This is a genomic window from Thermococcus pacificus (assembly GCF_002214485.1).
Classification (GTDB): domain Archaea; phylum Methanobacteriota_B; class Thermococci; order Thermococcales; family Thermococcaceae; genus Thermococcus; species Thermococcus pacificus.
Window position 1 is genome coordinate 941,590 of the sequence record NZ_CP015102.1, and the last position, 25,096, is coordinate 966,685.

The 25,096-nt window shown below is 53.2% G+C and carries 23 protein-coding genes; 14 read left to right on the forward strand and 9 right to left on the reverse strand.

Annotation, left to right across the window (positions count from 1 at the left end):
- The first annotated feature begins 205 nt into the window (after positions 1-205).
- The 7 genes from hypA to A3L08_RS05335 are packed head-to-tail and all read left to right on the forward strand — an operon-like array spanning position 206 to position 3,033.
- Positions 206-625, forward strand: a complete 420-nt coding sequence (hypA, locus tag A3L08_RS05305) for a hydrogenase nickel incorporation protein HypA (protein WP_088854024.1) — start codon at positions 206-208, stop codon at positions 623-625.
- Positions 622-1,356 carry an Mrp/NBP35 family ATP-binding protein gene (locus A3L08_RS05310; protein ID WP_088854025.1) on the forward strand — a complete coding sequence of 245 codons (735 nt, stop codon included), beginning with the start codon at positions 622-624 and terminating at the stop codon, positions 1,354-1,356. The genes hypA and A3L08_RS05310 overlap by 4 nt, the downstream gene beginning before the upstream one ends.
- Positions 1,357-1,402: 46 nt before the next feature.
- Complete coding sequence (locus tag A3L08_RS05315) at positions 1,403-1,723, forward strand: nucleotidyltransferase domain-containing protein (protein WP_088854026.1); 321 nt, start codon at positions 1,403-1,405, stop codon at positions 1,721-1,723.
- Positions 1,720-2,085, forward strand: a complete 366-nt coding sequence (locus tag A3L08_RS05320; RefSeq protein WP_088854027.1) for a HEPN domain-containing protein — start codon at positions 1,720-1,722, stop codon at positions 2,083-2,085. The genes A3L08_RS05315 and A3L08_RS05320 overlap by 4 nt, the downstream gene beginning before the upstream one ends.
- 10 nt (positions 2,086-2,095) lie before the next feature.
- A complete protein-coding gene (locus tag A3L08_RS05325) occupies positions 2,096-2,581 on the forward strand; it encodes a hydrogenase 3 maturation endopeptidase HyCI (protein WP_088854028.1) in 486 nt (161 codons plus the stop codon).
- A complete protein-coding gene (locus A3L08_RS05330; RefSeq protein ID WP_088854029.1) occupies positions 2,574-2,804 on the forward strand; it encodes a hypothetical protein in 231 nt (76 codons plus the stop codon). Before A3L08_RS05325 ends, A3L08_RS05330 begins: the two co-directional genes overlap by 8 nt.
- A gap of 43 nt (positions 2,805-2,847) precedes the next feature.
- Positions 2,848-3,033 (forward strand): hypothetical protein, encoded by a 186-nt coding sequence (locus A3L08_RS05335; RefSeq protein WP_088854030.1) that lies wholly within the window; start codon positions 2,848-2,850, stop codon positions 3,031-3,033.
- Here A3L08_RS05335 and mobA read toward each other — a convergent pair.
- On the reverse strand, positions 3,028-3,615 hold the full coding sequence (mobA, locus tag A3L08_RS05340) for a molybdenum cofactor guanylyltransferase MobA (protein ID WP_088854031.1): 588 nt from the start codon (positions 3,613-3,615) through the stop codon (positions 3,028-3,030). The genes A3L08_RS05335 and mobA overlap by 6 nt on opposite strands.
- Before the next feature lie 101 nt (positions 3,616-3,716).
- On the opposite strand from mobA, the gene A3L08_RS05345 reads away from it, so the two are divergent.
- From A3L08_RS05345 to A3L08_RS05370, 6 genes are all read left to right on the forward strand, one after another.
- Entirely contained in the window at positions 3,717-3,941 is a 225-nt protein-coding gene (locus A3L08_RS05345; protein ID WP_088854032.1) for a HypC/HybG/HupF family hydrogenase formation chaperone, read from the forward strand.
- Between the two features lie 2 nt (positions 3,942-3,943).
- Positions 3,944-5,053 carry a hydrogenase formation protein HypD gene (gene hypD, locus A3L08_RS05350; protein WP_088854033.1) on the forward strand — a complete coding sequence of 370 codons (1,110 nt, stop codon included), beginning with the start codon at positions 3,944-3,946 and terminating at the stop codon, positions 5,051-5,053.
- Positions 5,054-5,144: 91 nt separating this feature from the next.
- The gene (gene hypF, locus A3L08_RS05355) at positions 5,145-7,463 is read left to right on the forward strand and encodes a carbamoyltransferase HypF (RefSeq protein WP_088854034.1); all 2,319 of its coding nucleotides are present in this window, start codon (positions 5,145-5,147) and stop codon (positions 7,461-7,463) included.
- A 49-nt stretch (positions 7,464-7,512) separates the two neighbouring features.
- Positions 7,513-8,529 (forward strand): hydrogenase expression/formation protein HypE, encoded by a 1,017-nt coding sequence (gene hypE, locus A3L08_RS05360; protein WP_088854035.1) that lies wholly within the window; start codon positions 7,513-7,515, stop codon positions 8,527-8,529.
- A 182-nt stretch (positions 8,530-8,711) separates the two neighbouring features.
- Positions 8,712-9,005 (forward strand): hypothetical protein, encoded by a 294-nt coding sequence (locus A3L08_RS05365; RefSeq protein WP_088854036.1) that lies wholly within the window; start codon positions 8,712-8,714, stop codon positions 9,003-9,005.
- Complete coding sequence (locus tag A3L08_RS05370) at positions 9,002-10,201, forward strand: cysteine desulfurase (RefSeq protein WP_088854037.1); 1,200 nt, start codon at positions 9,002-9,004, stop codon at positions 10,199-10,201. The genes A3L08_RS05365 and A3L08_RS05370 overlap by 4 nt, the downstream gene beginning before the upstream one ends.
- Here the strand turns inward: A3L08_RS05370 and A3L08_RS05375 are convergent.
- The 8 genes from A3L08_RS05375 to A3L08_RS05410 form a co-directional block, all read right to left on the reverse strand.
- Positions 10,198-11,097, reverse strand: coding sequence for a hypothetical protein (locus A3L08_RS05375; RefSeq protein WP_088854038.1), 900 nt, complete (start codon positions 11,095-11,097; stop codon positions 10,198-10,200). The two genes, A3L08_RS05370 and A3L08_RS05375, sit on opposite strands and share 4 nt — an antisense overlap.
- A gap of 52 nt (positions 11,098-11,149) precedes the next feature.
- A complete protein-coding gene (locus A3L08_RS05380) occupies positions 11,150-12,286 on the reverse strand; it encodes an ATP-NAD kinase family protein (RefSeq protein WP_088854039.1) in 1,137 nt (378 codons plus the stop codon).
- A 4-nt stretch (positions 12,287-12,290) separates the two neighbouring features.
- Positions 12,291-13,733: a potassium channel family protein gene (locus A3L08_RS05385; protein ID WP_088854040.1), complete on the reverse strand. Its 1,443-nt coding sequence runs from the start codon at positions 13,731-13,733 to the stop codon at positions 12,291-12,293.
- Between the two features lie 285 nt (positions 13,734-14,018).
- Positions 14,019-15,347, reverse strand: coding sequence for a CoA-disulfide reductase (gene cdr, locus A3L08_RS05390; protein WP_088854041.1), 1,329 nt, complete (start codon positions 15,345-15,347; stop codon positions 14,019-14,021).
- A 94-nt stretch (positions 15,348-15,441) separates the two neighbouring features.
- Complete coding sequence (locus A3L08_RS05395) at positions 15,442-16,608, reverse strand: 60S ribosomal export protein NMD3 (protein WP_088854042.1); 1,167 nt, start codon at positions 16,606-16,608, stop codon at positions 15,442-15,444.
- A gap of 42 nt (positions 16,609-16,650) precedes the next feature.
- Positions 16,651-16,950: a DUF424 domain-containing protein gene (locus tag A3L08_RS05400; RefSeq protein ID WP_088854043.1), complete on the reverse strand. Its 300-nt coding sequence runs from the start codon at positions 16,948-16,950 to the stop codon at positions 16,651-16,653.
- Between the two features lie 85 nt (positions 16,951-17,035).
- A complete protein-coding gene (locus A3L08_RS05405; RefSeq protein WP_088854044.1) occupies positions 17,036-21,322 on the reverse strand; it encodes a S8 family peptidase in 4,287 nt (1,428 codons plus the stop codon).
- A gap of 154 nt (positions 21,323-21,476) precedes the next feature.
- Positions 21,477-22,526, reverse strand: a complete 1,050-nt coding sequence (locus A3L08_RS05410) for a hypothetical protein (RefSeq protein ID WP_088854045.1) — start codon at positions 22,524-22,526, stop codon at positions 21,477-21,479.
- A 56-nt stretch (positions 22,527-22,582) separates the two neighbouring features.
- On the opposite strand from A3L08_RS05410, the gene A3L08_RS05415 reads away from it, so the two are divergent.
- A complete protein-coding gene (locus tag A3L08_RS05415) occupies positions 22,583-25,042 on the forward strand; it encodes a glycosyltransferase family 39 protein (protein WP_088854046.1) in 2,460 nt (819 codons plus the stop codon).
- Positions 25,043-25,096 lie beyond the last annotated feature (54 nt).

The following is a 25,096-nucleotide window of genomic DNA, read 5'->3' on the forward strand; positions in this document are numbered from 1 at the left end:
AATCTTAGTGAAAATAAAGAGAGTTGCGAACTGCCAACTGTTAAACGGAAGTGTTGATAAAGAAAAGGAGAGATTAGAAGTATGAAAATCTCCTCATCAATATCTGTGAGCAAACTCGGAAGGGCAGGAAGCGTTATGAAACCAAAGGTTGCAAACTCCACTGTTTTTAAAGAAGAGCCCTCTACTATCTCAGGAGGGGTCGAAAATGCACGAGTGGGCCTTAGCAGATGCCATAGTTAGGACAGTTCTCGATTACGCTAACAGAGAGGGAGCGGAGCGCGTCAAGGCCGTCAAGGTCGTTCTCGGCGAACTGCAGGACGTCGCGGAAGACATAGTGAAGTTCGCCATGGAACAGCTCTTTGCGGGCACCATAGCTGAAGGCGCGGAGATAATCTTTGAAGAGGAGGAAGCGGTTTTCAGGTGCAGGAACTGCGGCCATGAGTGGAAGCTCAAGGAAGTGAAGGACAAGTTTGACGAGCGCATTAAGGAGGACATTCACTTCATCCCTGAGGTGGTTCACGCCTTTATGGCCTGTCCAAAGTGCGGGAGCCACGACTTTGAGGTGGTCCAGGGCAGGGGCGTTTACGTCGCGGGAATAATGATAGAGAAGGGGGGAGAAGAATGATTGCCGGAATAGACCCGCGCGAGATAGCTATAAGCGCGAGGCTTGAGAATGTCAAGAGGATCATTCCGGTCGTCAGCGGGAAGGGCGGAGTAGGAAAGTCGCTGGTTTCTACAACGCTGGCTTTAGCTTTGGCCGAGAAAGGCCACAAGGTAGGCCTCCTCGACCTCGACTTCCACGGGGCGAGCGACCACGTCATCCTCGGCTTCGAGCCAAAGGAGTTCCCGGAAGAAGACAGGGGAGTCATCCCCCACACGGTTCACGGAATCAAGTTCATGACGATAGCCTACTACACCGAGGACAGGCCGACACCGCTCCGCGGGAAGGAGATAAGCGACGCTCTAATCGAGCTGCTCACCATAACCCGGTGGGACGAGCTGGACTACCTTGTCATTGACATGCCGCCCGGCCTCGGTGACCAGCTCCTCGATGTGCTCCGCTTCCTCAAGAGGGGCGAATTCCTGGTCGTGGCAACGCCTTCAAAGCTCGCCCTCAACGTGGTCAGAAAGCTCGTCCAGCTCCTCCTTGAGGAGAAGCACAGGGTTATCGGAATAGTTGAAAACATGAAACTCGACGAGGAAAAGGACGTCGAGGCCTTAGCAAAGGAGTTCGGAATTCCCTACTTGGCAGGGATACCATTCTACCCAGACCTCGACGCTAAAATAGGAAAAGTTGACGAGCTGATGAAGACCGAGTTCGCGGAGAGGATAAGGGAGATCGCTGAGAAGCTCTGAGCGAAAGGGTTTTCTCCAGTTTTTCAAATTTGTTTAGGGGTCGGGAATGAAGGAAAAAGAACTCATCAAGAAAACGGTTGTCGAGGTCTGTAGGGAACTCGGGATAGAGCTGGGGGAAGTCATCCTCTTCGGCTCCCGCGCGAGAGGGGATTTTAGAAAGGACAGCGACTGGGACATCCTACTCGTCACCGAGAGGGAACTTAGCTGGAGGGAGCGCCTCCGCCTCAGTGGGGAGATTAGAAAGAGGCTCGCGAAGAAGGGAATGCCCATCGACGTCCTCATAATATCCAGGGAGAAACTTGAGAGGCTAAAAAACGATCCCGGCTACGTTTACAGCTACGCCCTCTCGGAGGGAATTAGGGTATGAGTTACGAGCGATGGATAAGCAAAGGCGAGGACGACATAAGGCTCGCTGAACTGGCCCTTGAGAACGGAATCTATGATTATGCCGCATTCCACGCCCAGCAGGCAGTTGAGAAGTTCCTGAAGGCTTTTCTTGTGAAGGCAGGCAAACCCGTTCCCAGAACTCACGACATCGCTTATCTAATTGAATTGTGTAAAGAGGTAGATCCATCTTTTGAAAGGCTCTACGACATGAACGCCCACTACCTCTCGGATTTTGCCGTTGAAGTTAGATATCCGGGCTACTATACTGTTCCTAAGGAGATTGCCGCTGAGGCTATAGAAACGGCAAAGAAAGTTCTGGAGTTTGTGCTGGATAAAATTTGAGGTGTCTCCTATGAATGCCCTCGAAGAAATCTTTGCGGGGAAGAAAAGGATAGTGATCTGCGGCATCGGCAACGACATCCGCGGGGATGACGCCTTTGGAGTTCTCGTCGCAGAGAGGCTTAAAGAGCTCCTCGACAGCCCGAACGTCCTCGTTCTGAACTGTGGTGAGGTCCCGGAGAGCTACGTGGGAAAAATAACTTCCTTTAAACCGGACTTAGTCGTCTTTGTGGACGCGGTTGACTTCGAAGGGGAGCACGGGGAGCTGATCATCACCGACCCCGAAGGAACGGTGGGGGAAGCCGTCTCGACGCACAGCCTGCCGCTGAGGGTGTTCGTGAAATATCTGAAGACGCAGATCAAAGCTGATTTCGTCTTAATGGGCTGTCAGCCAGCTTCAACGGGACTCTTCGAGGAACCGAGCGAGCTGATAAAAGAGATGGCTGAGAGGCTTGCCGAGTTACTAGCGGGAATCCTGCGCGGTGATGGGTATGATTGAATACGTGTGGCTTGTGGCCGGTATCCTGGGCGTTGTCTCTGCTCTTTTAGACCTGAAAGCGGAAGAGAGCAGGGAGGAGACACTGAAAGACCTCTTCCTCGGCACCGGCTTCTTGCTGTGGTATTTCCGAAGAGACGTTCTCGGCTCCATCTTCATCCTCGCGGCGGTGCTCGTTTACCTGCCCGAGTTAAGGAAGAAATGGATCAGATGGAGGCACGGATGAGAAAAGCATATTAACACCAAAAACTAAACTCGGGTGATCGGTTATGACGAGCATAGCAATTAGAGTTCCCGAGGGTGTTGATATAGAATTTGCAAAAAGGCTTGCAAAGCTGGTAGAGAAAAGGTTAGCCGAGCTGACGGAACTCAACAGACTTCTGAGTGACTCGGAACTAACCGACGAAGACATGGGGGAAGTAATCAAGGAGTTCCGAACACAACGGAGATCATAGAACCCTTTCCCGAGTGCCTCTGATTCTCCCCAAATCCTTCCTCGTGTTCACGTTGAAGAAGCTCTCCCTCCACTCCTCCGGAAGGCTTTCGATTTCAATGTAGCAGGCGTCGCTCTCCATTATTGCCCTGTTTATCGCATAATGCCCGGCTTTGATCTTCTCTTCCAAGAACTCTCTGAACTCCGAAGAATAGGCCGCATGGAGCGGCTCAAGGTAGCCGTTGCCCCATCTGGGAACGCAGGCGGGCTTTTTAGCTGTCTTAAAGCGCTCGACTATGAAGTCAACGAACTCCGGAACGAGAAGAGGCATGTCCCCCGCCACCACGAAGGCGTCTCCGAGGGATAAGGCAGTGTAGACACCGCCGATAGGGCCGACGAGGAGCTCGTCAACAACCACGTGGCCAAAGGCCTTGAGCTTATCAGCGTTTTCAGGAGAAGCAACTATGACGACCTTGGTTATTGAATCCGCTTTTTTGAGCCTCTCAATTGTATGGAGGGCCAGGGGCCTGCCGTCTATCCTGAAGAGGAGCTTATCTCCGCCAAAGCGCCTTCCAGAACCGCCGGCGAGAACCGCGGCAATCATGTTCCGAAATTGGGTTGAGAGTTTTTAGGTTTGCGGTTTCAAACCGTAGGTTTAGAAAATCCCTAAAAAGGCCTGCGAGAACCAATCACAGGTGAGAGAAAATGTGCTTAGCCGTCCCCGGAAGGATCATCGAGATTGAAGGAAAAACCGCCGTTGTTGATTTCGGAGGCGTTAAGAGGGAGGTAAGGCTCGACCTTCTCCCGGAGGCTAAAGTGGGCGATTACGTGATAGTTCACACGGGCTTTGCCATAGAGAGGCTCGACGAGAAGAGGGCACTTGAGATACTTGAGGCCTGGGCCGAGGTCGAGAGGGCCTTGGAGGGCTGACCATGGAGCCGCTCAGTGTTTTTAAGGACAGGAAAATCGCCCAGAGGATCGTGAGGCAGATACACGAGGAAGCGAAGGGACTGGAAGAGGTCCGCTTCATGCACGTCTGCGGAACCCACGAGGACACGGTAACGCGTTTCGGGATACGCTCCCTTCTCCCGGAGAACGTCAAAATCGTCAGTGGGCCCGGCTGTCCTGTCTGCATAACCCCCGTAGAGGACATAGTCAAGATGCGTGAGATCATGAAGGAGGCCTACGCCGAAGGGGACAGGATAATCCTCACGACCTTCGGGGACATGTACAAGATCCCGACCCCCCTGGGGAGCTTCGCTGATTTGAAGAGTGAAGGCTACGACGTGAGAATAGTTTACTCCATCTTCGACACCTACAGGATAGCGAAGGAGAACCCGGACAGGACGGTTGTTCACTTCAGTCCCGGCTTCGAGACAACAACGGCCCCAACCGCCGGGATGCTCAACACCGTCGTGGAAGAGGGGCTTGAGAACTTCAGGATTTACTCCGTCCACCGCCTAACGCCACCGGCAGTTGAGGCGCTTGTAAAGCAGGGCACCAAGTTCCACGGCCTCATCGACCCCGGCCACGTCTCGACGATAATCGGCGTTAAGGGCTGGGAGTACCTCACCGGGGACTACGGCATACCGCAGGTCATAGCTGGTTTTGAGCCCGTTGATGTTCTGATGGGAATCCTTATGCTCATTAGAATGGTCAAAAGCGGGGAGGTAAAGATACTCAACGAGTACACTCGCGCCGTCAGGTACGAGGGCAACGTTACAGCTCAGAGGCTCATAGAGAAGTTCTTCGAGGTCAAAGACGCCAAGTGGAGAGCCCTCGGAGTTATTCCGAAGAGCGGGCTTGAGCTGAAGAGGGAGTGGAGGGAGCTTGAGATAAGAACCTACTACGACCCGGAGGTCCCCAAGCTTCCAGACCTCGAAAAGGGCTGTCTCTGCGGGGCAGTGCTGAGGGGTCTGGCGCTCCCAACCGACTGCCCGCACTTCGGCAAGACCTGCACGCCCAGGAGTCCCGTTGGCCCGTGCATGGTGTCCTACGAGGGAACCTGCCAGATATTCTACAAGTACGGCGTCTTGTTCTGACACCAAAGGTTCAAAACTCCCCTATCGTTTTCAACTTTTGGTTTTGGAAACCTATAAAGCCTTTGATTGCAAAGGAAGGACAGGTGAGAGGATGAAGGCGTATCACATTCACGTTCAGGGAATAGTCCAGGCCGTTGGATTCAGGCCCTTCGTCTACAGAATAGCTCACGAGCACAACCTTAAGGGCTACGTCAAGAACCTTGGAGATGCGGGCGTTGAGATAGTGGTTGAGGGCAGAGAGGAGGATATAGAGGCGTTTCTTAGGGACCTACACCGCAAGAAGCCGCCGCTCGCGAGGATTGACAGGGTTGAGAAGAGGGAAATCCCGCCCCAGGGCTTTCCCGAGTTCTACATCGAGAGAAGCTCGAAGGGTGGAAAGGGTGGCGACTCAATAATCCCTCCCGACATAGCAATATGCGACGACTGCCTGAGGGAGCTCTTCGACCCGACCGACAAGCGCTACATGTATCCGTTTATCGTCTGCACCAACTGCGGACCAAGGTTCACGATAATTGAAGACCTCCCCTACGACCGCGAGAACACGACCATGAGAGAGTTCCCCATGTGCGACTTCTGCAGGAGCGAGTATGAAGACCCGCTCAACAGACGCTATCACGCCGAGCCGACGGCCTGTCCCGTCTGCGGGCCGAGTTACCGCTTATACACGAGCGACGGGAAGGAACTAACAGGCGACCCGCTGAGGAAGGCGGCCGAGCTTATAGACAAAGGCTACATAGTGGCCATTAAAGGCATCGGCGGAATTCATTTAGCGTGCGATGCGACCAACGAGGAGGCAGTTGTCGAACTCAGGAGGAGAACATTCAGGCCGCAGAAGCCCTTCGCGATAATGGCCGACTCCCTTGAGACGGTTAAAAGCTTCGCCTACGTGAGCAGGGAAGAGGAAGAAGAACTCACCAGCTACAGGAGGCCGATAATAACGCTCCGCAAGAAGGAACCCTTCCCCCTGCCCGAAAATCTGGCTCCAGGTCTGCACACCATCGGAGTTATGCTCCCCTACGCGGGAACCCACTACATCCTCTTCCACTGGAGCAGGAGTAAAGTCTACGTGATGACTTCAGCGAACTACCCCGGGATGCCGATGGTCAAGGACAACGAGAGGGCCTTCGAGGAGCTTAAAGAGATGGCCGACTACCTCCTCCTGCACAACAGGAAGATACTCAACAGGGCAGATGACAGTGTTATCCGCTTCGTCGATGGGAAGAGGGCCGTTATAAGGCGCTCCCGCGGCTTTGTGCCGTTGCCGGTAGAGATTCCCTTCGATTACCGCGGTTTGGCCGTTGGGGCAGAGCTGATGAATGCATTTGGCGTTTCAAAGAACGGAAAGGTTTACCCGAGCCAGTACATAGGCAACACGGGGAAGCTCGAAGTCCTTGAGTTCATGCGCGAGGCAATAGCGCACTTCAGAAAGATTCTCCGCGTCAAGGACTTTGACTTAATCATCTCTGACCTCCACCCGGGCTACAACACGACGAAGCTGGCGATGGAGCTGGCTAATGAATTGGACGTTGAGCTCCTCCAGGTTCAGCACCACTACGCCCACATAGCGAGCGTTTTGGCAGAAAAGAACCTCGAATCGGGGGTTGGGATTGCCCTCGACGGAGTCGGCTACGGAACCGACGGGAACGTCTGGGGCGGGGAGGTTCTCTACCTGGGCTACGAAGACGTCGAGAGGTTAGCTCATATAGACTACTATCCGCTCCCAGGTGGCGATTTAGCGAGCTACTACCCGCTGAGGGCGTTGATGGGGATTCTGAGCAAAGTCTACTCAATCGAGGAGCTTGGGGAGATAATAGGGCGCTGCTGTCCCAAAGCGGTCGAGAGCCTCAAGTACGGAAAGGTCGAGTTCAGCGTTATCCTCAACCAGCTCGCCAAGGGCGTAAACACCGCCTACGCATCCTCGACTGGAAGGGTTCTAGATTCGCTCGCTGTTTTGCTCAACGTCGCCTACAGGAGGCACTACGAGGGCGAACCCGCGATGAAGCTCGAGAGCTTTGCGATGAAAGGTAAGAACGACCTGAAGTTCGAAGTTCCCGTCGAGGGCGAGCTGATAAAGGTTGAAGAGCTGTTCCTTCAGGCCCTTGATGCAATCGAGAAAGCTTCTCCGGCGGACATAGCGTATTCAGTTCACCTGGCTCTCGCGAGAGCCTTCGCGAACGTTGCCATAGAAAAAGCCATGGAGTTCGGCGTGAAGGACGTTGCTATAAGCGGCGGCGTAGCCTACAACGAGCTCATCGTGAAGACGATTAGAAAAGCGGTTGAAGCATCCGGACTGAGGTTCCACGCGACGACGGAAGTTCCGCGCGGAGACAACGGGATAAACGTCGGCCAGGCCTTCCTCGGCGGCCTCTACCTTGAGGGCTACCTGAGCAAAGAAGATTTGATGCTTTGAGCAAAGCGTTAAATTCAAAGGTGTATAACCTTAAACGGGGGAGTTGAAAATGGGAGAAAAGATAAAGCTCGAACACGGAGCCGGCGGAGAGATAATGGAGGAGCTTTTGAGGGACGTGATACTCAAAACGCTGACCCTCAAGAGCGCCGGTGGAATAGGACTCGACGCCCTCGACGATGGGGCGACGATACCCTTTGGCGATAAGCACGTAGTCTTCACAATAGACGGTCACACCGTTAAACCGCTCTTCTTCCCCGGCGGAGACATCGGCAGGTTGGCAGTCAGCGGTACGGTGAACGACCTGGCTGTTATGGGAGCCCAGCCGCTCGCTTTGGCGAATTCCATGATAATCGGCGAGGGCCTTGATATGGACGTCCTTGAGAGGGTTCTCCGCTCGATGGATGAGACGGCCAGAGAAGTGCCAGTCCCGATAGTCACGGGCGACACCAAGGTCGTTGAAGACCCGATAGAGATGTTCGTAATCACCGCAGGAATAGGTATTGCCGAGAGGCCGATAAGCGATGCCGGGGCCAAAGTTGGAGACGCTGTTTTGGTCAGCGGGACGATAGGAGACCACGGGATAGCGCTGATGAGCCACCGCGAGGGGATAGCCTTTGAGACCGAGCTGAAGAGCGATGTCGCGCCGATATGGGACGTCGTTAAAGCGGTGGGGGATGCAATAGGCTGGGAGAACATCCACGCGATGAAGGACCCGACGAGGGCTGGTTTGAGCAACGCGCTCAACGAGATCGCTCGTAAGAGCAACGTGGGAATCCTCGTAAGGGAAGCGGATATTCCAATAAGGCCCGAAGTTAGGGCCGCGAGCGAGATGCTTGGCATAAGCCCCTACGACGTTGCTAACGAGGGCAAGGTCGTGATGGTTGTGGCTAAAGAATACGCCGAGGAGGCCCTTGAAGCAATGAGAAAAACCGAAAAGGGCAAGAACGCGGCGATAATCGGTGAGGTAATAGACCAGTACCGCGGGAAGGTTATTCTTGAAACGGGAATCGGTGGGAAGAGGTTTATGGAACCCCCTGAGGGGGACCCGGTTCCGAGGATATGCTGACTTTTCCCTTTTCTTTTAGCGAAGAAATGAAGGGGTAGCGACTTTTAAACAACCCCTTCCTTTTAGGGAGAGAAAAGACTATAAAAGCTTTGCAAATCCGCGAACCTCAAACTGACGTTTTTAACCATGGGTTCAAAAAAGCCGTATAAACGCCCCCGCGAAGATAATAACGGTGATTATGGATGATTATCTCGAAGCCCTGTGTCACGATGAAGGGCATCGTCATAAGTGGCTACTCCTGGGAGAGGCCGATAAAGATAGACCTGGCGAAAACCGCCCAGTGTCTCAAGGAGAAGGGCTACACCGTCAAGAAGCTCATCCCGGACATGATGCTAATCGTTGAGATGGAAGGTTTTGAGGTTAGCGTTTATCCCAGCGGAAAGATAATAATCAAGCTTCTCGACGACGCTAACAGGGGCAGGGAGATGGCGACCGTTGTGTATGACTGCGCTGGGATTCTGGAGGTGGTATCATGAAGATTCCGGACGACGTTAGGAAGGATATTCCGCTTACCAGCGAGGTCATCTACTTCGACAACACGGCCACTTCGCTAACTCCGAAGCCCGTTATCGAGGCCATGGACGAGTATTACCTAAGGTACCGCGCCAACGTCCACCGCGGGGTTCATCGCCTTTCCCAGATGGCGACGCACAAGTACGAGGAGAGCAGGAAGGTCGTGGCCGACTTCATCAACGCAGAGTTTGAAGAGGTGGTTTTTACCAAGAACACGAGCGAGAGCCTCAACCTTGTAGCACTGGGACTGGAGCACCTCTTCAAGCCGGGGGACAAGATAGTGACGACCCCCTACGAGCACCACTCGGATTTGCTCCCCTGGCAGAGGCTGGCGAAGAAAAAGGGCCTGAAGCTGGAGTTCATTGAAGGGGACGACGAGGGCAACCTCGATTTAAGCGACGCCGAGAAAAAGATAAGGGGCGCGAAGTTAGTGGCAGTTCAGCACGTCTCCAACGCTCTTGGCGTCATCCACGAGGTTGAAGAGCTTGGAAAGCTCGCTAAGGAGGAGGGAGCGATATTTGTCGTTGACGCCGCCCAGAGCGCCGGCCACATGGAAGTTGATGTGAGGAAACTGAACGCGGACTTTTTAGCGTTTTCAGGCCATAAGGGGCCGATGGGTCCAACGGGAATAGGGGTGCTCTACATCAACCGGGAGTTCTTTGACGTCTTTGAGCCACCGCTCATCGGAGGCGGGACAATTGAAGACGTTGATTTCGACGGTTACAAACTGACAGAGCCACCTGAGCGCTTCGAGGCGGGAACGCCGAACATCGGCGGGGCGATAGGCCTCGCAGCAGGAATACGCTACATCCAGAGGATAGGGCTCGATAAGATCGAGAGGCAGGAGCACAAACTCGTGAAGCGCATCACTGAAGGCCTGGACGAGCTGGAAGTCCCGTGGTACGGGCCGAGGAACCTGAAGAAGCACGCCGGAGTTGTGAGCTTCAACGTTCCACCGCTTCACCCCCACGACGTGGCGGCGATACTCGACGGGAGAAACATAATGGTGAGGAGCGGCCACCACTGCGCCCTGCCGGTTATGAAGAAACTCGGGATAAACGGCACGGTCAGGGCTTCCTTCCACGTCTACAACAGCGTTGAAGAGGTCGAGACTTTCCTGGGAGTGATGGAGGAGCTGGTAAAAAGTTTGAGAGGTTAGAGGGGCATCTCGCCCCATTCCACGTCTATTGTTTCAGGCGTGCGGTAGATGAAGGCTCCCTGCCCCTTGTGGACGTGCTTCCTCATCGGGCCTGGCGGAACTCCACTTGCTTCGTAGATCAAGCTCTGCACATCTGGGTCGTGATAAAGGAGCAGAACCGGGCCGGACATGTTCAGCAGGGAATCCAGGGCGTACTCGCTGGTGACCACGGTTACCCTTTTGAGGGCCGGCTTTGCTAGGATGGGAAGTCCCGCGCCTCCCGCGGTGGTATAGGCCAAAACGGCCGCATCGTTGAGGCCTACCATCACCCTTCTCCTCTTCTCGACGGCTGCTGACAAGATGAGGAAAGCGTTTCCAACGAGGGTTATGCTGTGGGCATCTCCAAAGTCCACGAGGATGTTCTGGCCGAGTTCCGGCACTTCACCTGAGTAGAGGAGCTGGTCTAAGGCAGTGTAGCTCTCCGCGATTACCTCCGAGTATTTTTGCCCGGCCTTTAACGCCTCCGGAACACTCCCAACCTTCCCTGCCAGTATATCCGAATAGAGCATCTCCGTTAGCGTCCTGTCAAGGCCGTAAATCGTCTGAATTATCGTGGCGGCTGTGTAGAAGTCAAAGTGGCCTTCAGCTGCGAGCTTTATGGGATCCAGACCGCTGGGCTTCGTGTCCTGAATTCTGAGAACTGTATCAAAGCCTTCTTCACTGAAACTTCCCTTCGTGTCGAAGATGACCCTGGAGTAGTCTTTCTCCATGTATTTTCCGGCTAAATGTTCCAATGCCTTGTCTGGCCACTCGTCCATACCGAAGACCTTCAGCGTCCTGCCGTGATAGGCTGGGTCGTAGAAGACGACCTCGCCTTCCCTTTCAAAAAGTCTGACGGCTATGCTGCTATATCTCACAAGTATCACCGCTAAGCTAAAAATATGGGGAGGGGGTATAAACGGGTTCCGTTCAGACAACCTTCACCATTCTCTCCATCCAGGGGCTCACCCTGACCTTTATGTACCCCCTAAGCTTTTCGTCCACTTCTCTGTCGCCCGTGTAGACCCTGATAAAGCCATTCCGGACTTTTGAGGGCGTGGCGACGACTATTATGTTCTCCTTGGGAATGTGCCTCAGAACTTCCGCAGAGAACTGCTGGTTGCCCCTGCCGAAGAGGAAGTTGAGGCCCCCGATGACCGTGACAACGATTTTCGGGTTCCGATCAACAAACCTGAGGAGGTCTTTCTCGGTCGCGTCCTTTACGAGGAGTCTAGCCCTTCCACCCTGAACCTCAACGACATCGACGCCGAGCAGCGTTCCGTCTATTCCAAGCGCGTCCTTTATTCTCTTTATCGTTGAGCCGGAGCCGAGGAAGTAAATCCCGTCGTTCTCGAGTATCTCCTCCGCAAGGGCTTCAGCTATGGCTTCAAGCTCGTCCTCCTCATCGAGGGGAACTCCCTCCTTGCTCCCCTGAACGAGGGTCTCAACGACCGGAACGAGGGCCTTCCCGTAGGTTCTGGCCTTAACCTCGTCGTGCCTGTAGGCTTCTTCGTCTATGTCCCTGACCTCTCTCTCCTCAAGCCTTGCCTTTCCCCTGATGAACTCCACTAAAACCCTCGCCGCGTCCTCCGGCGATGCGGCAAAGACTCCTGAGTACATCTTGACGCCGGTGGGTATTCCCAGGATGGGGGCTTTCTCATCGACGGCTTCAACGACGTCCCTAGCAGTTCCGTCGCCGCCTGCGAAGATGAGCAACCCGACTTTTCCCAGCATGCTCTTCGAGAGTTCCTTTGTGTCCTCTGAAGTGGTGTCCGGAATTCTGATCCCTTCAACAAGGTGATAGCCTATCTCCCTATGCCGGATAACCTCGTAGGGAAAATCGAACTCCCTAAGAACATCTTCCCCGAGCGGCCCCGGACCGGTTAGAAACTCAATTTTTCGGGCCTCTTCGTAGTGTGTCAATTCACTAAGAAACAGTCTCACGAGGTCAGCGGCTATGGGCCTGGCTCCACGTTTTATGGCCTCTCCCACAACCCCATCGGTGCCTTTGAGGGCAACTTTTCCTCCCATTCCGGCTATTGGGTTGACTATGAGTCCAACGCGCATGTTTTCACCTCATGTACTTCCTCGCAAACACTGTCAGGAAGACCGCCCACATGAACATTCCGAAGAGCGCCTCGACCGACGCTATAGCCCTCCCCACACCTATTGGGTGGTAGTCACCGTAGCCGAGTGTGGTGGCGGTTACGATGCTGAAGTACTCGTAGTCCATGATTCCCATTGTGCTTGAAAGGCCTTCAACGCTCGCTGTGAGGATGTAGAGGATGGGAAAGAAGACGTTGACGGCCACAAGCCATATGAGTATCGGCCTCTTCCAGTCGGTTCCGTACTTACAGGTCAGGTCAGCAAACAGCCACTCGAAGACGGCCTCCAGCTTTATGAAGATTCTTTTAACGCCCTTTCTCCTGCCCCCCAGCCGTGAATTCCTCTTGGCCACCATCTCAAGGTAGTAGTAATTGTCGGCCCTCTCAAAGTCCCCGTTCCTCTCCCAGCTGATCCTGGCGAGGCGGTAGAACACCTCCGCCGCCCGCGGGCTGCTGAACCTGCAGTTTTCCACATCGACAAAGCCCTCGACGCTCAGTTCAACCGGGATGTTGGGAAGAACTGTCGAATTCCATGCAAAGTCGCCATGGAAGGCCGTCCTCCGGAATATCAGGTTACCCATGACCCTCGTGTGGATGAACTCAGGGTTCCGAAGCCAGCTGCCGGTAACCTCCGCATGGCCAAAGATGTTGAGGTTTTCGAGGACCAGGCCGCCGTGGAGACGCCTCACGCTCAGCCGAATCTGCCTCTTGAATCTCGTGGCTTGATCGAACTCGATGTCTCTGAGAACTAAATCTGTGACCTTGACGCTCCTCTCCGATGAGGAGACGGGATTTATGCCATGTTCTTCCAGGATACGCTTCAGCAAGGGGTAGCGAACGTTGATTCCAATCCTCCTCACGTCGCTAAGGTTACTCAGTTCTATCCTCCCCAACGCCTTCTTCTCCCCATACTCTTCTTCGCCCTTCTCACCGGTGCCCACGTATTCCGTCGAGTTTATCATGACGTAGCGGACGCTGGAATCCCTTATGTAAATTGAGTTGGAAAAACTCGCCCTGAGGATGTTCAATCCGAAGACGTGGGAGCCCTGGAGGAGAAAAGTTCCAACCCTGCTCCCGAACAGGATTATCCTCCCCACCCGAGAGTTGTAGAATGTTACCCCGGGGACATCAACGGAGTCGAAGAGTATCGTCCTGATCGTGGAGTTCTTGAAGACTACAGGCTTCTCTGTCTTGAGTTCGCTGATTTTAACGTCATAGAGGTAGACGCCCTCAAAGTAGGTGTATCCCGATTTCAGGCGCCTTTGGAAGGCCTCTCCCTTAACTTTCCCAGCACTCTCACCTAACAGCCGCTCAGCCTCATCGTACGGGATATGGAGGGGGCAATACTTCGAGCCCTCAACCGGTTTCAGCCTGCACTTCTGGCCGTTTTCATAAACGTATTCGCACATAGGTCTCCCACGTTAAATTCATCATAGACTAGTTGTTAAGGTTTTCCCTGCTCGGAAGGGCGTGCATGCTGAACCTCCGGCCCCGACAGTCAAGCGGCCGGGGAGAAAGAGAAGGGGGAGTGCCACGAAAACCTATAACGTGGTGGGCTCGACGGGATACATAACTGGAAGCGCCTTGAGAGGGGTTCTTATCTGCGGAGCCGGTTTTGGTGGAGCCTTTGGCCTCCAGCCTGCTGCTCCTCTGAGGGAGCCAGGTACTGCTGGGGAAATGGGGGGAAAAAGAGTTCAGAACTTCAGAACCCTGGCAAGGACTATCAGCGGATCCCAGACCGGGGCGAAGGGCGGCGCGTAGGCAAGGTCGGTGAAGAAGACATCCTTCGTAGTGAATCCAGCGGTGAGCATCGCCGCGGCGGTGTCTATCCTTGGCAGTATCTCGGCACCGACGGCCTGGACACCGAGGAGCCTGTTGGTCTCGTTGTCAACAACTCCCTTCAACCATATTTCCCTGGCTCCTGGGTAGTAGTGGGGCTTCGTCTTGGCCTTGATGAACGCCGTCCTGACGTCATAGCCCTCCTTTATTGCTTCGACCTCGGTGAGACCCGTCTTGCCTATCTCAAGGTCGAGGAACTTGGTGACGCTCGTTCCAAGCACTCCGGGGAAGTGTATCTCCTTCCCGGCTATGTTGCTTCCGGCCACGTAACCCATCTTGTTTCCTGCCGGGGCGAGGGGTATCCACACACGCCTGCCCGTGATGAGGTGCCTCGTCTCCGCAACATCTCCGGCCGCGTAAACGTTCTCGACGCTCGTCTGCATCTTCTCGTTCGTCCATATCGCGCCGGTCTCGCCTATCCTGACGCCCAATTCTCTGGCCAGTTCGGTGTTCGGCTTTATCCCAGTGGCAACTATGACGAGATCCGCCTTGTACTCTCCGGCGTCGGTGATGACCTTTTCGACCCTTCCGTCGCCCTCAAAGCGCATGGTGAGCTCCCCTAGGCGGAGGTTGAGGTTAGCCTTAAGCGTCTCCTCCACTATGTCGGTGATCTCCTTGTCGAAGGTCTTCCTGAGAACGCGCTCGCTCCTGCCGATGAGGGTCACGTTTTTACCCCTCGCGACGAAGGCCTCGGCCATCTCAAGGGCGATGTAGCCGGTTCCGATGACGACCACGTCCTTGACGTCGTGCTTCTCCATGTATTCGGTTATTGCGACCGCATCAGGGGGCAGGTCGGCGGTGAAAATCCCCGGAAGGTCTATGCCCTCTATCGCCGGAACCCTTGGAGAGGCACCGTTGGCGAAGACGAGGTAATCCCACTCGTAGGTGTGCTCCCCGTCGGGCTCTCTCACTCGGACTTTCCCCTGCTCGACTTCAATGACTTCTGCTTTCATGTGGAGGTCAATGCCGCGCTTCTTGATGAAGACCTCGGGCGGGTAGTGCATCAGCTTCTCCTTCGGTGAAAGCCCCTCGACGACGTAGGGAACGCCGCAGGGGGCGTGGCTTACCCATTCGGTAGCTTCAAAGACCTTGACGTCCCACTCGGGCCTGAGCCTCTTGACACGCGATGCAGTGCTCATTCCCGCTGCTCCACCGCCTATGATAACAACCGTTTTTCTCTCCATGATCGCACCACCGGGGGGTGTTCTAAACCTTTGGTTAAAAAGATTGATGGGCAGAAACGGGTATTGATATGGTCGTGCAAGGGTAAAGGAAAACTCACTCCTTCTTTGACAGGAAGTATCTCCTCCCCTTAACCTCGACCATGTTGTAGATCTCCCCCTCTTTGAGGTTCATCTTGGGCCTCTCAAGCTCGTAGGTCTCGTAGGTTCTCATGTCCATGAGCTGAACCTCGTTAGGGGTAATGCTGGTCACCATGGCCTCGCTCTTCTCGTGCTCAACCGTATCGAGTTCCTCCCTTTTGACGGTCTTCCATGTCAAGTGCTCACTCTCCTCGGTGGCCAGGTTCCTCAGCGAGAGGCCCCTTCCGTCCACCTTCTCGACCTCGTAGACGTTGCCGCGCTTATCGGCCACTATGTCGCCCCTCCGGAACTTCGGTATCCTGATGCTCACGCTCGTCCTGTACGTTTCTCTGCTCGTCTGCCTGTCGACGCCGACCAGCTCGTATGCCTCGCTTATTGTCCCCCCAAAGCGCTCCTTTATGGCCTGGGCGAGCTTTCTCGCGCTGGAGGTGGAGCCCATGTAGAAGTCCAGACCCTCTTCCTTCTCTATGGTGTCCTGAATGAAGCCCATCCTGTCCTTCTGCATTATTTCATCGACCTTTTCCTCCACGAGCTTACCGATGACCTTCCGCTCTTCGTGGGTCAGAGGTCTTCCGTCGGCGCGGACCTGGAGAATGGCTTCAAAGTATCCTCCCAGGAACCTCGAACAGCGGGGGCAGACGGTCTGGCGGACGTAGACGGTAACGTGCGTCCTCTCGTCGTGAAGCTCCCTCTGGAGTTCGTGGGTTCTTGCCTTAACGCGAACCTCGTAGGTTATTATCGCGGGGAAGTACTCGATGTGCCAGTCAACGGGCTGGAAGGCAATGACGGCCCTTCCCAGGGGGAGGTCATCCACCTCGTCGAGCTCCTCCATCGAAACGACCTCGTACTCCCTGGTTTTATCGCTCAGGGAGTCTTCTAGGGCTTCCATGAGCGCGTTGTCGGCGACCTCGAATATCAGCTCATCGAGCTCGTAGCTCTGAGGATCAACCCAAACTCCCCTCTTCTTGTAGCTCCCGCAGTTCTGGCAGAGCTCGGTGTTTACCTCGCCCTCGATGAGCAGTACGGGGTTCTCCTTGCGGTAGCACACCTGACAGAGCCCCTCGATGAGCGGACCTCCCTCGCTCTCGCTTATTCCACACCGGTAACAGAACCTCTCTCCCATCTCTCTCACCGGGAGAAGAATTGAGGGGAAGTTTAAAAACCTTCAGAGAAACAGCCTGGCCATCTGGGCGTGGGGGACCCCATCTATGTAAAGCACTCTTTCCTCATCGACGTAGCCGAGTTCGATCGCCTTAGAGACGCAACGCTCCCCGGTGAGGTTGGCTATGGTAGCTTCCTCAAGGAGGTTTTCCAGTGCATCCTCCTCCACGAGTTCACCTTTGTAGAAGCGCTCCTTGACCTCAAGCTTCAGCTCGCCCTCGCGGAAAGTCTTTCCAAGCAGTTCCTCGTCGCATGCCGCCAGAAGGACTTCACCCTGAACTCGGTAGATTTTAACGTATATCATTCTCGTCACCAGAGGGGGGAAACGTCCAGACCTTTAAAAACCTTGAGCAAGAAGGAAAACTGAAAGAAAAGGGAAAAGCTGGAGCTCATGAAGCCTGGAGCTCCTCGACGGCCTTTTCGAGGATTCTGATGGCATCTTGTATACTGACATATGCTCTCCTGAAGCGGATCATGGCCAGTACTCCACTCGAAGTCGCCATTGGGTTCATGTATTCAAGGCCCTCCTTGTACCATGCCTCTGCAGCTTGCTGGTAGTTAAGTGCCATCTGAAGTGTCTCGTTGTCAACACCGAGCTCTACCGCCTTCTGGTAAAGCTCCGTGAAAGTCTGGTTGAGTCTGAGATACCTGCTGTAGTAGAAGTAGTTAATGCCGCTCACCGCTGGCTTAACTGGCACAAAGTCCACTGTAAACGTAACTGGTGAGCCATACTTGACTTTAACGATTAGATACGTTGCCATACTGCCAACTTCGTAGTAATAGTCAACTACCCCCTCTCCCTCAACTTTAGCGTAACCGCTGCTGTATGGTAGTGGCACAAGCACGTATCCCTCGTATCCACTGGGGCCATCAACAGTTATCCTGAGGCGATTTCCATAGGTTTCGTAGGAGGCAACTTGACCGAATCCGGAAATGACTTTTGGAGTTATCCTAGTAGTGTATTCAATGGTACTATCAAACGGCTCCTTAGCTTTTACTGCTATTTGTGTCTCAATGTCCTGGTACTGGGAATTAATTGCGTTTATCGTGAATGTCTCCTCTAGATGCTTAGGCACATAGTAAACTGTCAGAGTACCATCGTCTGTGTAATATGGGACCCCATTTACTACCACTTTTGTCTCTCCTTTTATGGGTTCATCTGTTACGGGGTCAATGAACTTTATTTTTATTACAGATCCCTTGCCAATAGTGGCATTTGTTGAAAAGACCATTGTCATGCTTGGTTTTCCTGCCTGAATTATGATCGGGGCGTAACTTAAAATCTCCCCAGTGTCGGAGTTTCTAAGGCCAATAATTCCCAAGTAAGTGCCTTCGTCAGATATCGAGACTGACGCTTCAAGAGTTTCTTTGGCGCCTTTCATGAATTCGAAAGGTTCGCTCTGAATACTTATATCACCGCTGTCCCCGAGGATTTGGTAGTAGAACGTGTAGGTTATCTTGTCGTGACCAGCTGTGTCGTATCCGTAGACGTATACAAGATAGTACCCTGGGTCGGGCATGAATAGTTCAAGAACTTCCTCACTAGTTGGCCCTATTTGGTCAGTATATAAGGTAGTATAATCGTTAATGTACCCATCTTGCAGATCATTAACCATCTGTTCGTATGTTGTGTAATATGCAACGTAGAGATCCAAGTCAGCAGCTGGATCTTCTGGGTCTGTTATCCCCATCTTCAGGAAGTATGTTGTCGGGTCTACACCTGCATATCCAACTATATCCACTTCATCTTGGCCTACCTGACTCATCGTGCCTTCAGCGATATCGAGCCTTCCCATTCCATACCCCACAGGCTCAGCATTAAAGGTTTCGTAGTTATTGATAACCTGAGCTTGGACGTTAATAGTTCCTGGTTCTGCTATGTCCTTTACTATCAACTCTGGATTCATCTCCACATCACTGGTCATGACTTCAATTTCGTAATGTGCCTTTTCGTATCCGGTGCTGGCGTACGAGCTAACACTTACATAGGCTGTTATTTCCCAATTTCCTTCAACGGGGTTCTCGACGATCCATGTGTACTCAAGTGGCCCACCTGGACCGGCGTAGAGGTAACCCGGAACGCCGTCGTAAACAACCTCACCGAGCGGCCTAGCAATGACGAGCTTGACTCTTCCCATTGGAGTGCCCTCACTATCAGTGGGTATTCTGAGGGTAATACGGAGTTCCTTGGTCCCACGGGGTACGTTGAAGAAGTAGTGTTTGGTCTCACCTGGATTGGCCGTGTCAGAGATCGTGGCACTGAGTTCTCCATTCCTGTTGAGCGGAATGTCTACAATAACCGGGACGTAACCGTCGATGTAGCTGGTGTCAGGATCGTCTATGTAAACGAGACCTACGTACGTTCCACTCTTCTGGAGCCTGGAGTAGTCTATGCTGATGGAGAACTGCCCCATGAGGTCCTCTATGTACCTAGCGTCTGCACCGTGTATGGTTACCTCCGTTGTGTTCGGGATGATCCAGTCAACGTTTGTGCTTATCGTGTACATCTTGTTCTCAAAGACGTACCCGAGTCCCCATCCCTGCCAATATTCAAGTGGTGAGAAGTATATTGGGACGCTTCCGGGGAACTCGTCCCTTATGTAGACTCCCCTGTAGAGGTACGGGAATCCGAAGACGCTCTGGAAGTAGCCGTTGAAGTCGACATAAGCCTGGGATATTGGTATGAGCGGAACCTCGATGGGGTTCTTGAAGCTTGTAAAGGTCGTGCCAGCGAATATGTATATGCTCGGCTCCTGACTGAGCTCCTCAAGCTTGGCTATGGCCTTGTCCACCTGAATCAAACCAAAGCCTTGGTCAACCAAAGTTTGGTTCGTTGGCTTGGCGCTTAGCTCAAGGGCCCGCTTTATCATGATCGGGTCGTAGGGTATGCCCCTTGCCTTGGCGTAGCTTATCATCAGGGCAACGGCACCGCTGACGTGTGGGGTGGCCATTGAGGTGCCGCTCCAGAAGCCATAGTACCTATAGGGGTCTTCATAGAGAACCGTGTACCACATCGGCAGGCTGGAGAATATGTCTGTTCCAGGCGCCATAACATCTGGATCGAGGAGACCATCGTCCCTCGGTCCCCTGCTGGAGCCCATAGCCGGGCCGTTGGCAACTCCCGGCAGGCCGTAGAGAAGCTCCCAGCGCTCGCTCTCCCAGTAGTTGCCAACTGTGATTGCTAGGTCACTGTCACCCGGAGCGTGGACGCTGTTGGTTGTTGGCCCTTCGTTGCCCGCCGCTATCGCGAACACCACGCCATAGTAGTCACTGAGCAGGTTAACATAGAATATCTCTGGAGTCTCAAGGCCGTCGTTTATCTCCCCGCCTCCACCGAGGGACATACTAATTACGTCCGCTCCATCGAGCGTGGCCTCGATCATTCCGTTGATTATCCAGCTAGTCCTTCCGAATCCCTGTTCTCCTGGGAGGACCTTGTACTCCATGAGCTGGGCGTTGGGGGCAACTCCGTAGACACCATAGAACACCGGGTCGCTGGGCAGACCAACGCCCGCAACGGTACCGCTTACGTGGGTTCCGTGACCATGGGCGTCCCACATGAAGTAAGCCACATTGCCGTAGAAGCCCTCGAAAGCAACTGTAACATTCGTGGTGCTAACAACAACGTAGTCCCTCGTGAGGTCGTAGATGCCCATGGGCTCCTCATCGGTGAAGTCGTTATTGAGGTTGAAGTCAATATAGGCAAAGAGGTTTCCACTTTGGTTGACTATAAGGACCGGATATACGTCACTGAGATCTCCAAAGAGCCCGAAGCCATAGGGATCGTTGGGAACTCCACTGAAGTTATTTAGGTCAAAATACCTCTCAGGGAGCAGTCCAAGATAGTACACGTCCCCAGATATTGAGCCCACTACATAGTCGCCCATGTGATAGGTAGTTATGGGATCGTGGCCGTAATAATTCGCATAGGCGCCCCAGTAAACAGTAACGTCCTTGTTTACTGATATGACACCGCCCGAAACCGTTGTGGTGGTGTGATAAATCTCTACCATTCCCTCGTCGCTCATGTCCTTAATGTGAATAATCTTTGGCCTTCCATCGAGGGTCGTCTGAAGGAATGGATGAGCAACGTCGATACCAGTGTCGAGGATTGCGACGATAACGTTATCCCCGTAAATTCCATAGTTGTCCCAGACGTTGTACGCGTTTATTGTAAAGACGCTCATGAACATGTCGGGCAACTTAGGAGACTCCTTTGCGGGGGACTCCGCCAAAACATTCTCCTCCGGGGAGACTGGTTCCTGGAGTTTTACCATCCTATCTTTCCAGACGTGTAGAATGCCTGGTATATCTGCAAGTTTCTCAACGTTGCTCACAGGCATCTCAATGACGATGAACTGGTACTCAGGCCTGCTTATTGGGTCTATCCTTCCAAGATCCTTGAGGGCGTTATAAACTTCCATTGCGTGCTCCCTGTCTGGGGCTACTATCAGCCTTACAGTCCGGTCGCTAGTCTGCAAGATTCTCTGGATCTCTTTTTGGAGCGCCTCCCCTTTAACAAAGTTAGTATTAGTAGTTGAACTAGCCACTGAAGTCGGGGTGTCTTTGAGATTATCGGCTGAAGCAGCAGACACCGATATTTCAGGAAGCATCACTGGCACTATTGAAAGGACCATTACTGCCACGATTAAAAGGCTTAACGCCTTCCTATTCATCTTGCCACCTCCAGTTGTAGTATTCGCCCTTAATCTAGAATGGACACCGATATAAATATTTCGGCCTTTGAGTATGGTAAACTTAGCAATAATACCTATGTACCACCTTAAGTGACTATATTGGGACATTAAATCACGTTTTTTGCAATAAACTTCAAACAGACTTTCTCTCCATTCTCAGAAATAGAAGCGTACTCACAATGAACATCAGCAGGAAAGCATCGACCCCCGGGTCGATTGAATAAATCATTAGTGACAAAACGGTCACCAGGCTTTCCGGAGTCCTCTCACTATCGCGAAGAAACATTCCCAGGAGAAACGCCTCAAAGAGCCCCAGCAGGCCAAAGTCAGCTATCGGCTGGCCAAAGAAGAAGTACGTGTAGTTGGTCGGCCCGTCAAACAGGGAAGCCACCAGATGCCGTGGGTTGTTGCTCAGCAGGAGAGAGCCGTGGAAAAGGCCCCACGGGAGGGAAAGGCGAACGAGGTTGTGGAAAACCAGGAAAGTGAAGCCTACCCGAATGAAGACGGCTTCCAACCCACCACTCATTCCGACGACCAGAGCCAGTGGAAAAACGCTGAGAGGAACAAGCCACTTCCTAAGCTGAGGATAGCCTATGTAGACTGTTAGGAAGTACGCCAGGAAAACGAGGAGTGTCAGGGAGCGGAAGGTGCCGAGGAAGAATAGGAAGGAATACACGAACAGGAGGAGGGTCTTCCATCGAAGCGAAAGCTTTGAATAAGCTATTCCAATAACTGCTAGTATCGCGGCAAGAACCAAAGGACCAACAAGTTCATATCTTAAACATCTATCTCGAAGGGGTATCCCAACTATTACATAGAGGGACAGGGGTATGAGCAGTGACACTAAAAGGGACTCTTCTGGAAAGAGCCTGAAGGGATTTACCCCCTTTTTATAAGCCACTAAAACAATAAATGCCACGGGGGTTATAACCACCGGCCGGCTAAGGGAGAGAAGGAAGAACAGCCCGGCCAAGAAACCCGGAGGAAGCTCGATTTTCGCCGAGTAACCAAGGGCAAAGACCGCGAAGAAGGCGAGGGCATAGACAGTCCCGAGGACGAGCATCGAGAGTTCAAAGCCCCGGGAGTATATGGTGTCCCTGAGCCCCTCGTCAAAATAGTTAGCGTAGAGTGAAAGGCCAAGATACGAGAAGAAAGCGAGGCTAAAGATTTTTAACCCCCTCACTTTACCACCAATCAATGTCAAGACAGGAGCTTAAAAACTTGAGGGGTGTCCTCGTAATGAATAAGGAACGCCTTTACCTACCCATGATTCTCATCTTGTCCTTCATCGTCAGGCTCATTCCCCACAGGACACTTCTCCTGGCAACCTACGATGAGTACCTCCACCGCGACATAACCCTGAGGATAGCGAGCCAGGGGGTCGGCTCAATCTCCCGTGACATTCTATCCCTTTTCGGCCTGAGGGCCTACAGCTATCCCCCTCTCTTCCATATAATCGGAGCCGCTTTCTACCGGGTGTTCCCCTCGGATTACATATTCTTCGTCCTGCCGGCCCTCTATGGCACGTTGGCAGTTCTGGGGTTCTATCTGGCGTTTAAGGAGCTCACCGGGGACAGGAACCGGGCAATTTTAGCTACGACCCTCCTGGCCTTTGCCCCTAACTTTATATACAGGACGAGCCTGTACATTCCAGAGAACCTGGGGCTGTTCCTTTTCTCACTTAGCATGCTCTTCGGCCTCAGGCTCCTGAAGTCAAGGGAGCCCTCAAACTTCCTCCTCTTTGGGGTAGTCTTTCTGGTTTACATGGTAACCCATAGGGGGTGGCTCTTCTTCGTTCTTGCAGCTTTCTTCGTAATGGTCTCCTACTGGTGGGGTTTCATAAGAAGGAATCTCCAGTACTTCCTGGCTCTCGCGGTGATCGGGATAATGGTCTACACTCAGGTGTCGTTCATCCAATCGACCGTCGGTGAGCTCGCCCTGAGGCTCCAGAGGAGTGAGGTGAGCTTCCTCGGTTACTTCAAGTGGATTGGGGTTATTCAGCTCGTCTTTGGTTCACTGGCGACTCCCTACTATCTGAAAAGCGACAGGATAAGGCGCGGCTTCGCACTCTGGGCATGGGCGTTTATGCTGGCAGGGGGGGTATCCTTCAGGTTCCGCGATCCATACGCAGCAATACCCCTCTCGGTTATGGCCTCAGAATACATTCTAGACACGGTAATTCCCAGGATAGGCTCGCTCCTCAGGAAAACCTTCGAGGGCGTTAAGGGGCTCGGGGCAGAGTGGATAAGAAAGACGTCCCAGAAAAAATGGGCAACCTCCATCGTGGTGCTCCTCCTCCTTAGTTCGCCGGTCGTCCAGGGGTTCTATGGTGCGTACAAATACGTTGAGGCCCCCACAGTTAGCGACAGGGAAGCTTATGAGTGGATATCCCAGAACACCCCCGAGAATGCCACCATACTCGTCTGGTGGGACATGGGATACCTCCTGATTGGGAATACTAAGAGAAAGGACGTTGTAATCTGGAAAAAGGTCTATCAGGGTTTCTTCGGAGAGGCACCAACTGTAAAGGAAGCCTCAAAAGCCTATTTCGATCATGTGGTCATGTTCAGCTCATCCCAGAGGGAATGGGTGTATTATCTTATGAAAAAATACAATGTGAGTTACGTCTTTGTTGACAGAAAAAGGTACTCCTACGGTCTCGTTCGGTACGGCCTCATGGAGTACGCCGCCTACGACACCCATTTCAAGCTCGAGTTCTGCGACGGAAATTCGGTTATATACCGCTTTATTCCGGAGCCAGCTCTAAAGATGGAGCAGCCCTTCCCCATCGACTACAGCGGCAACTACTCTCCGCTTGTAGGCTTCCTGGAAAAGTTCTGGACCGGCTACAACTATGCAGACTTCGACAGCAAGTACAAGGCGTACTTCAACCTCAACGCGTGGATCTTTGACGTGTACTCCCGTCTCTACCAGAAGACAGGGGAAGAGGAATTCAAGGAGAGGGCAAACTGGCTACTCAGGTGGCTTTATTACAAGCAGATGAACAACGGTGCCTTCCCCTGGGGCGTTCCCCCGAACGACTACACCCTCTACACGGCCTATACCCTCGAACCTCTAATTGGGAGTAGCTTTGAGGGAAGCGAAAGAGCCCTCGACCTTCTCCGGGAGAGGCAGAAGGGGGACTTCTTCATGACGACCCCCAAGGACAAGAAGGGCTCCCCATTAGTCAACTCCATGCTACTCCCACTCTACAGGGAATTTGGGATACTGAACCGCACCACCGAAAGGAACGTGCTGGAGAAAGCGCTTAGCGAGCAGAAGGGGGACGGAAGCTGGAACGATAATGTTGGGACGACGACTGCAATAGCTTCGAGCCTTGCCAGGTACTACCAGCTAACAGGCAATGAAACCGTTCTGAACGCCGTCAGAAAGGCCGCAGAGTGGCTGGCAAAACAGCAGGGAGAGGACGGGAAATTGGAGGACGAGAAGTACGAGTACGCCTTCTCCCGCTCAACCTACGTCCAGATGGCCTACATATACCACGTTGCCGGCCTTAAAGATGCTGAGGAGCTCACACTCAAGTTCATTCACGAGACCTTTGACCCTAACAAAGAAGCTTCCCCATTAGATTCGGTCATCACGATGTACCGCTATTTCAGCTACGCCTACGGGAGCGACAGGGCCCTGGAGATGGTAAACGACCTCCTGAAGCTCCACCCCCTGCTTGAGTTCGGGTGAACCTCTACCAACGCCAACACCTGGGACCGGAAGGATTTTCAAAGAGAAGGGTTT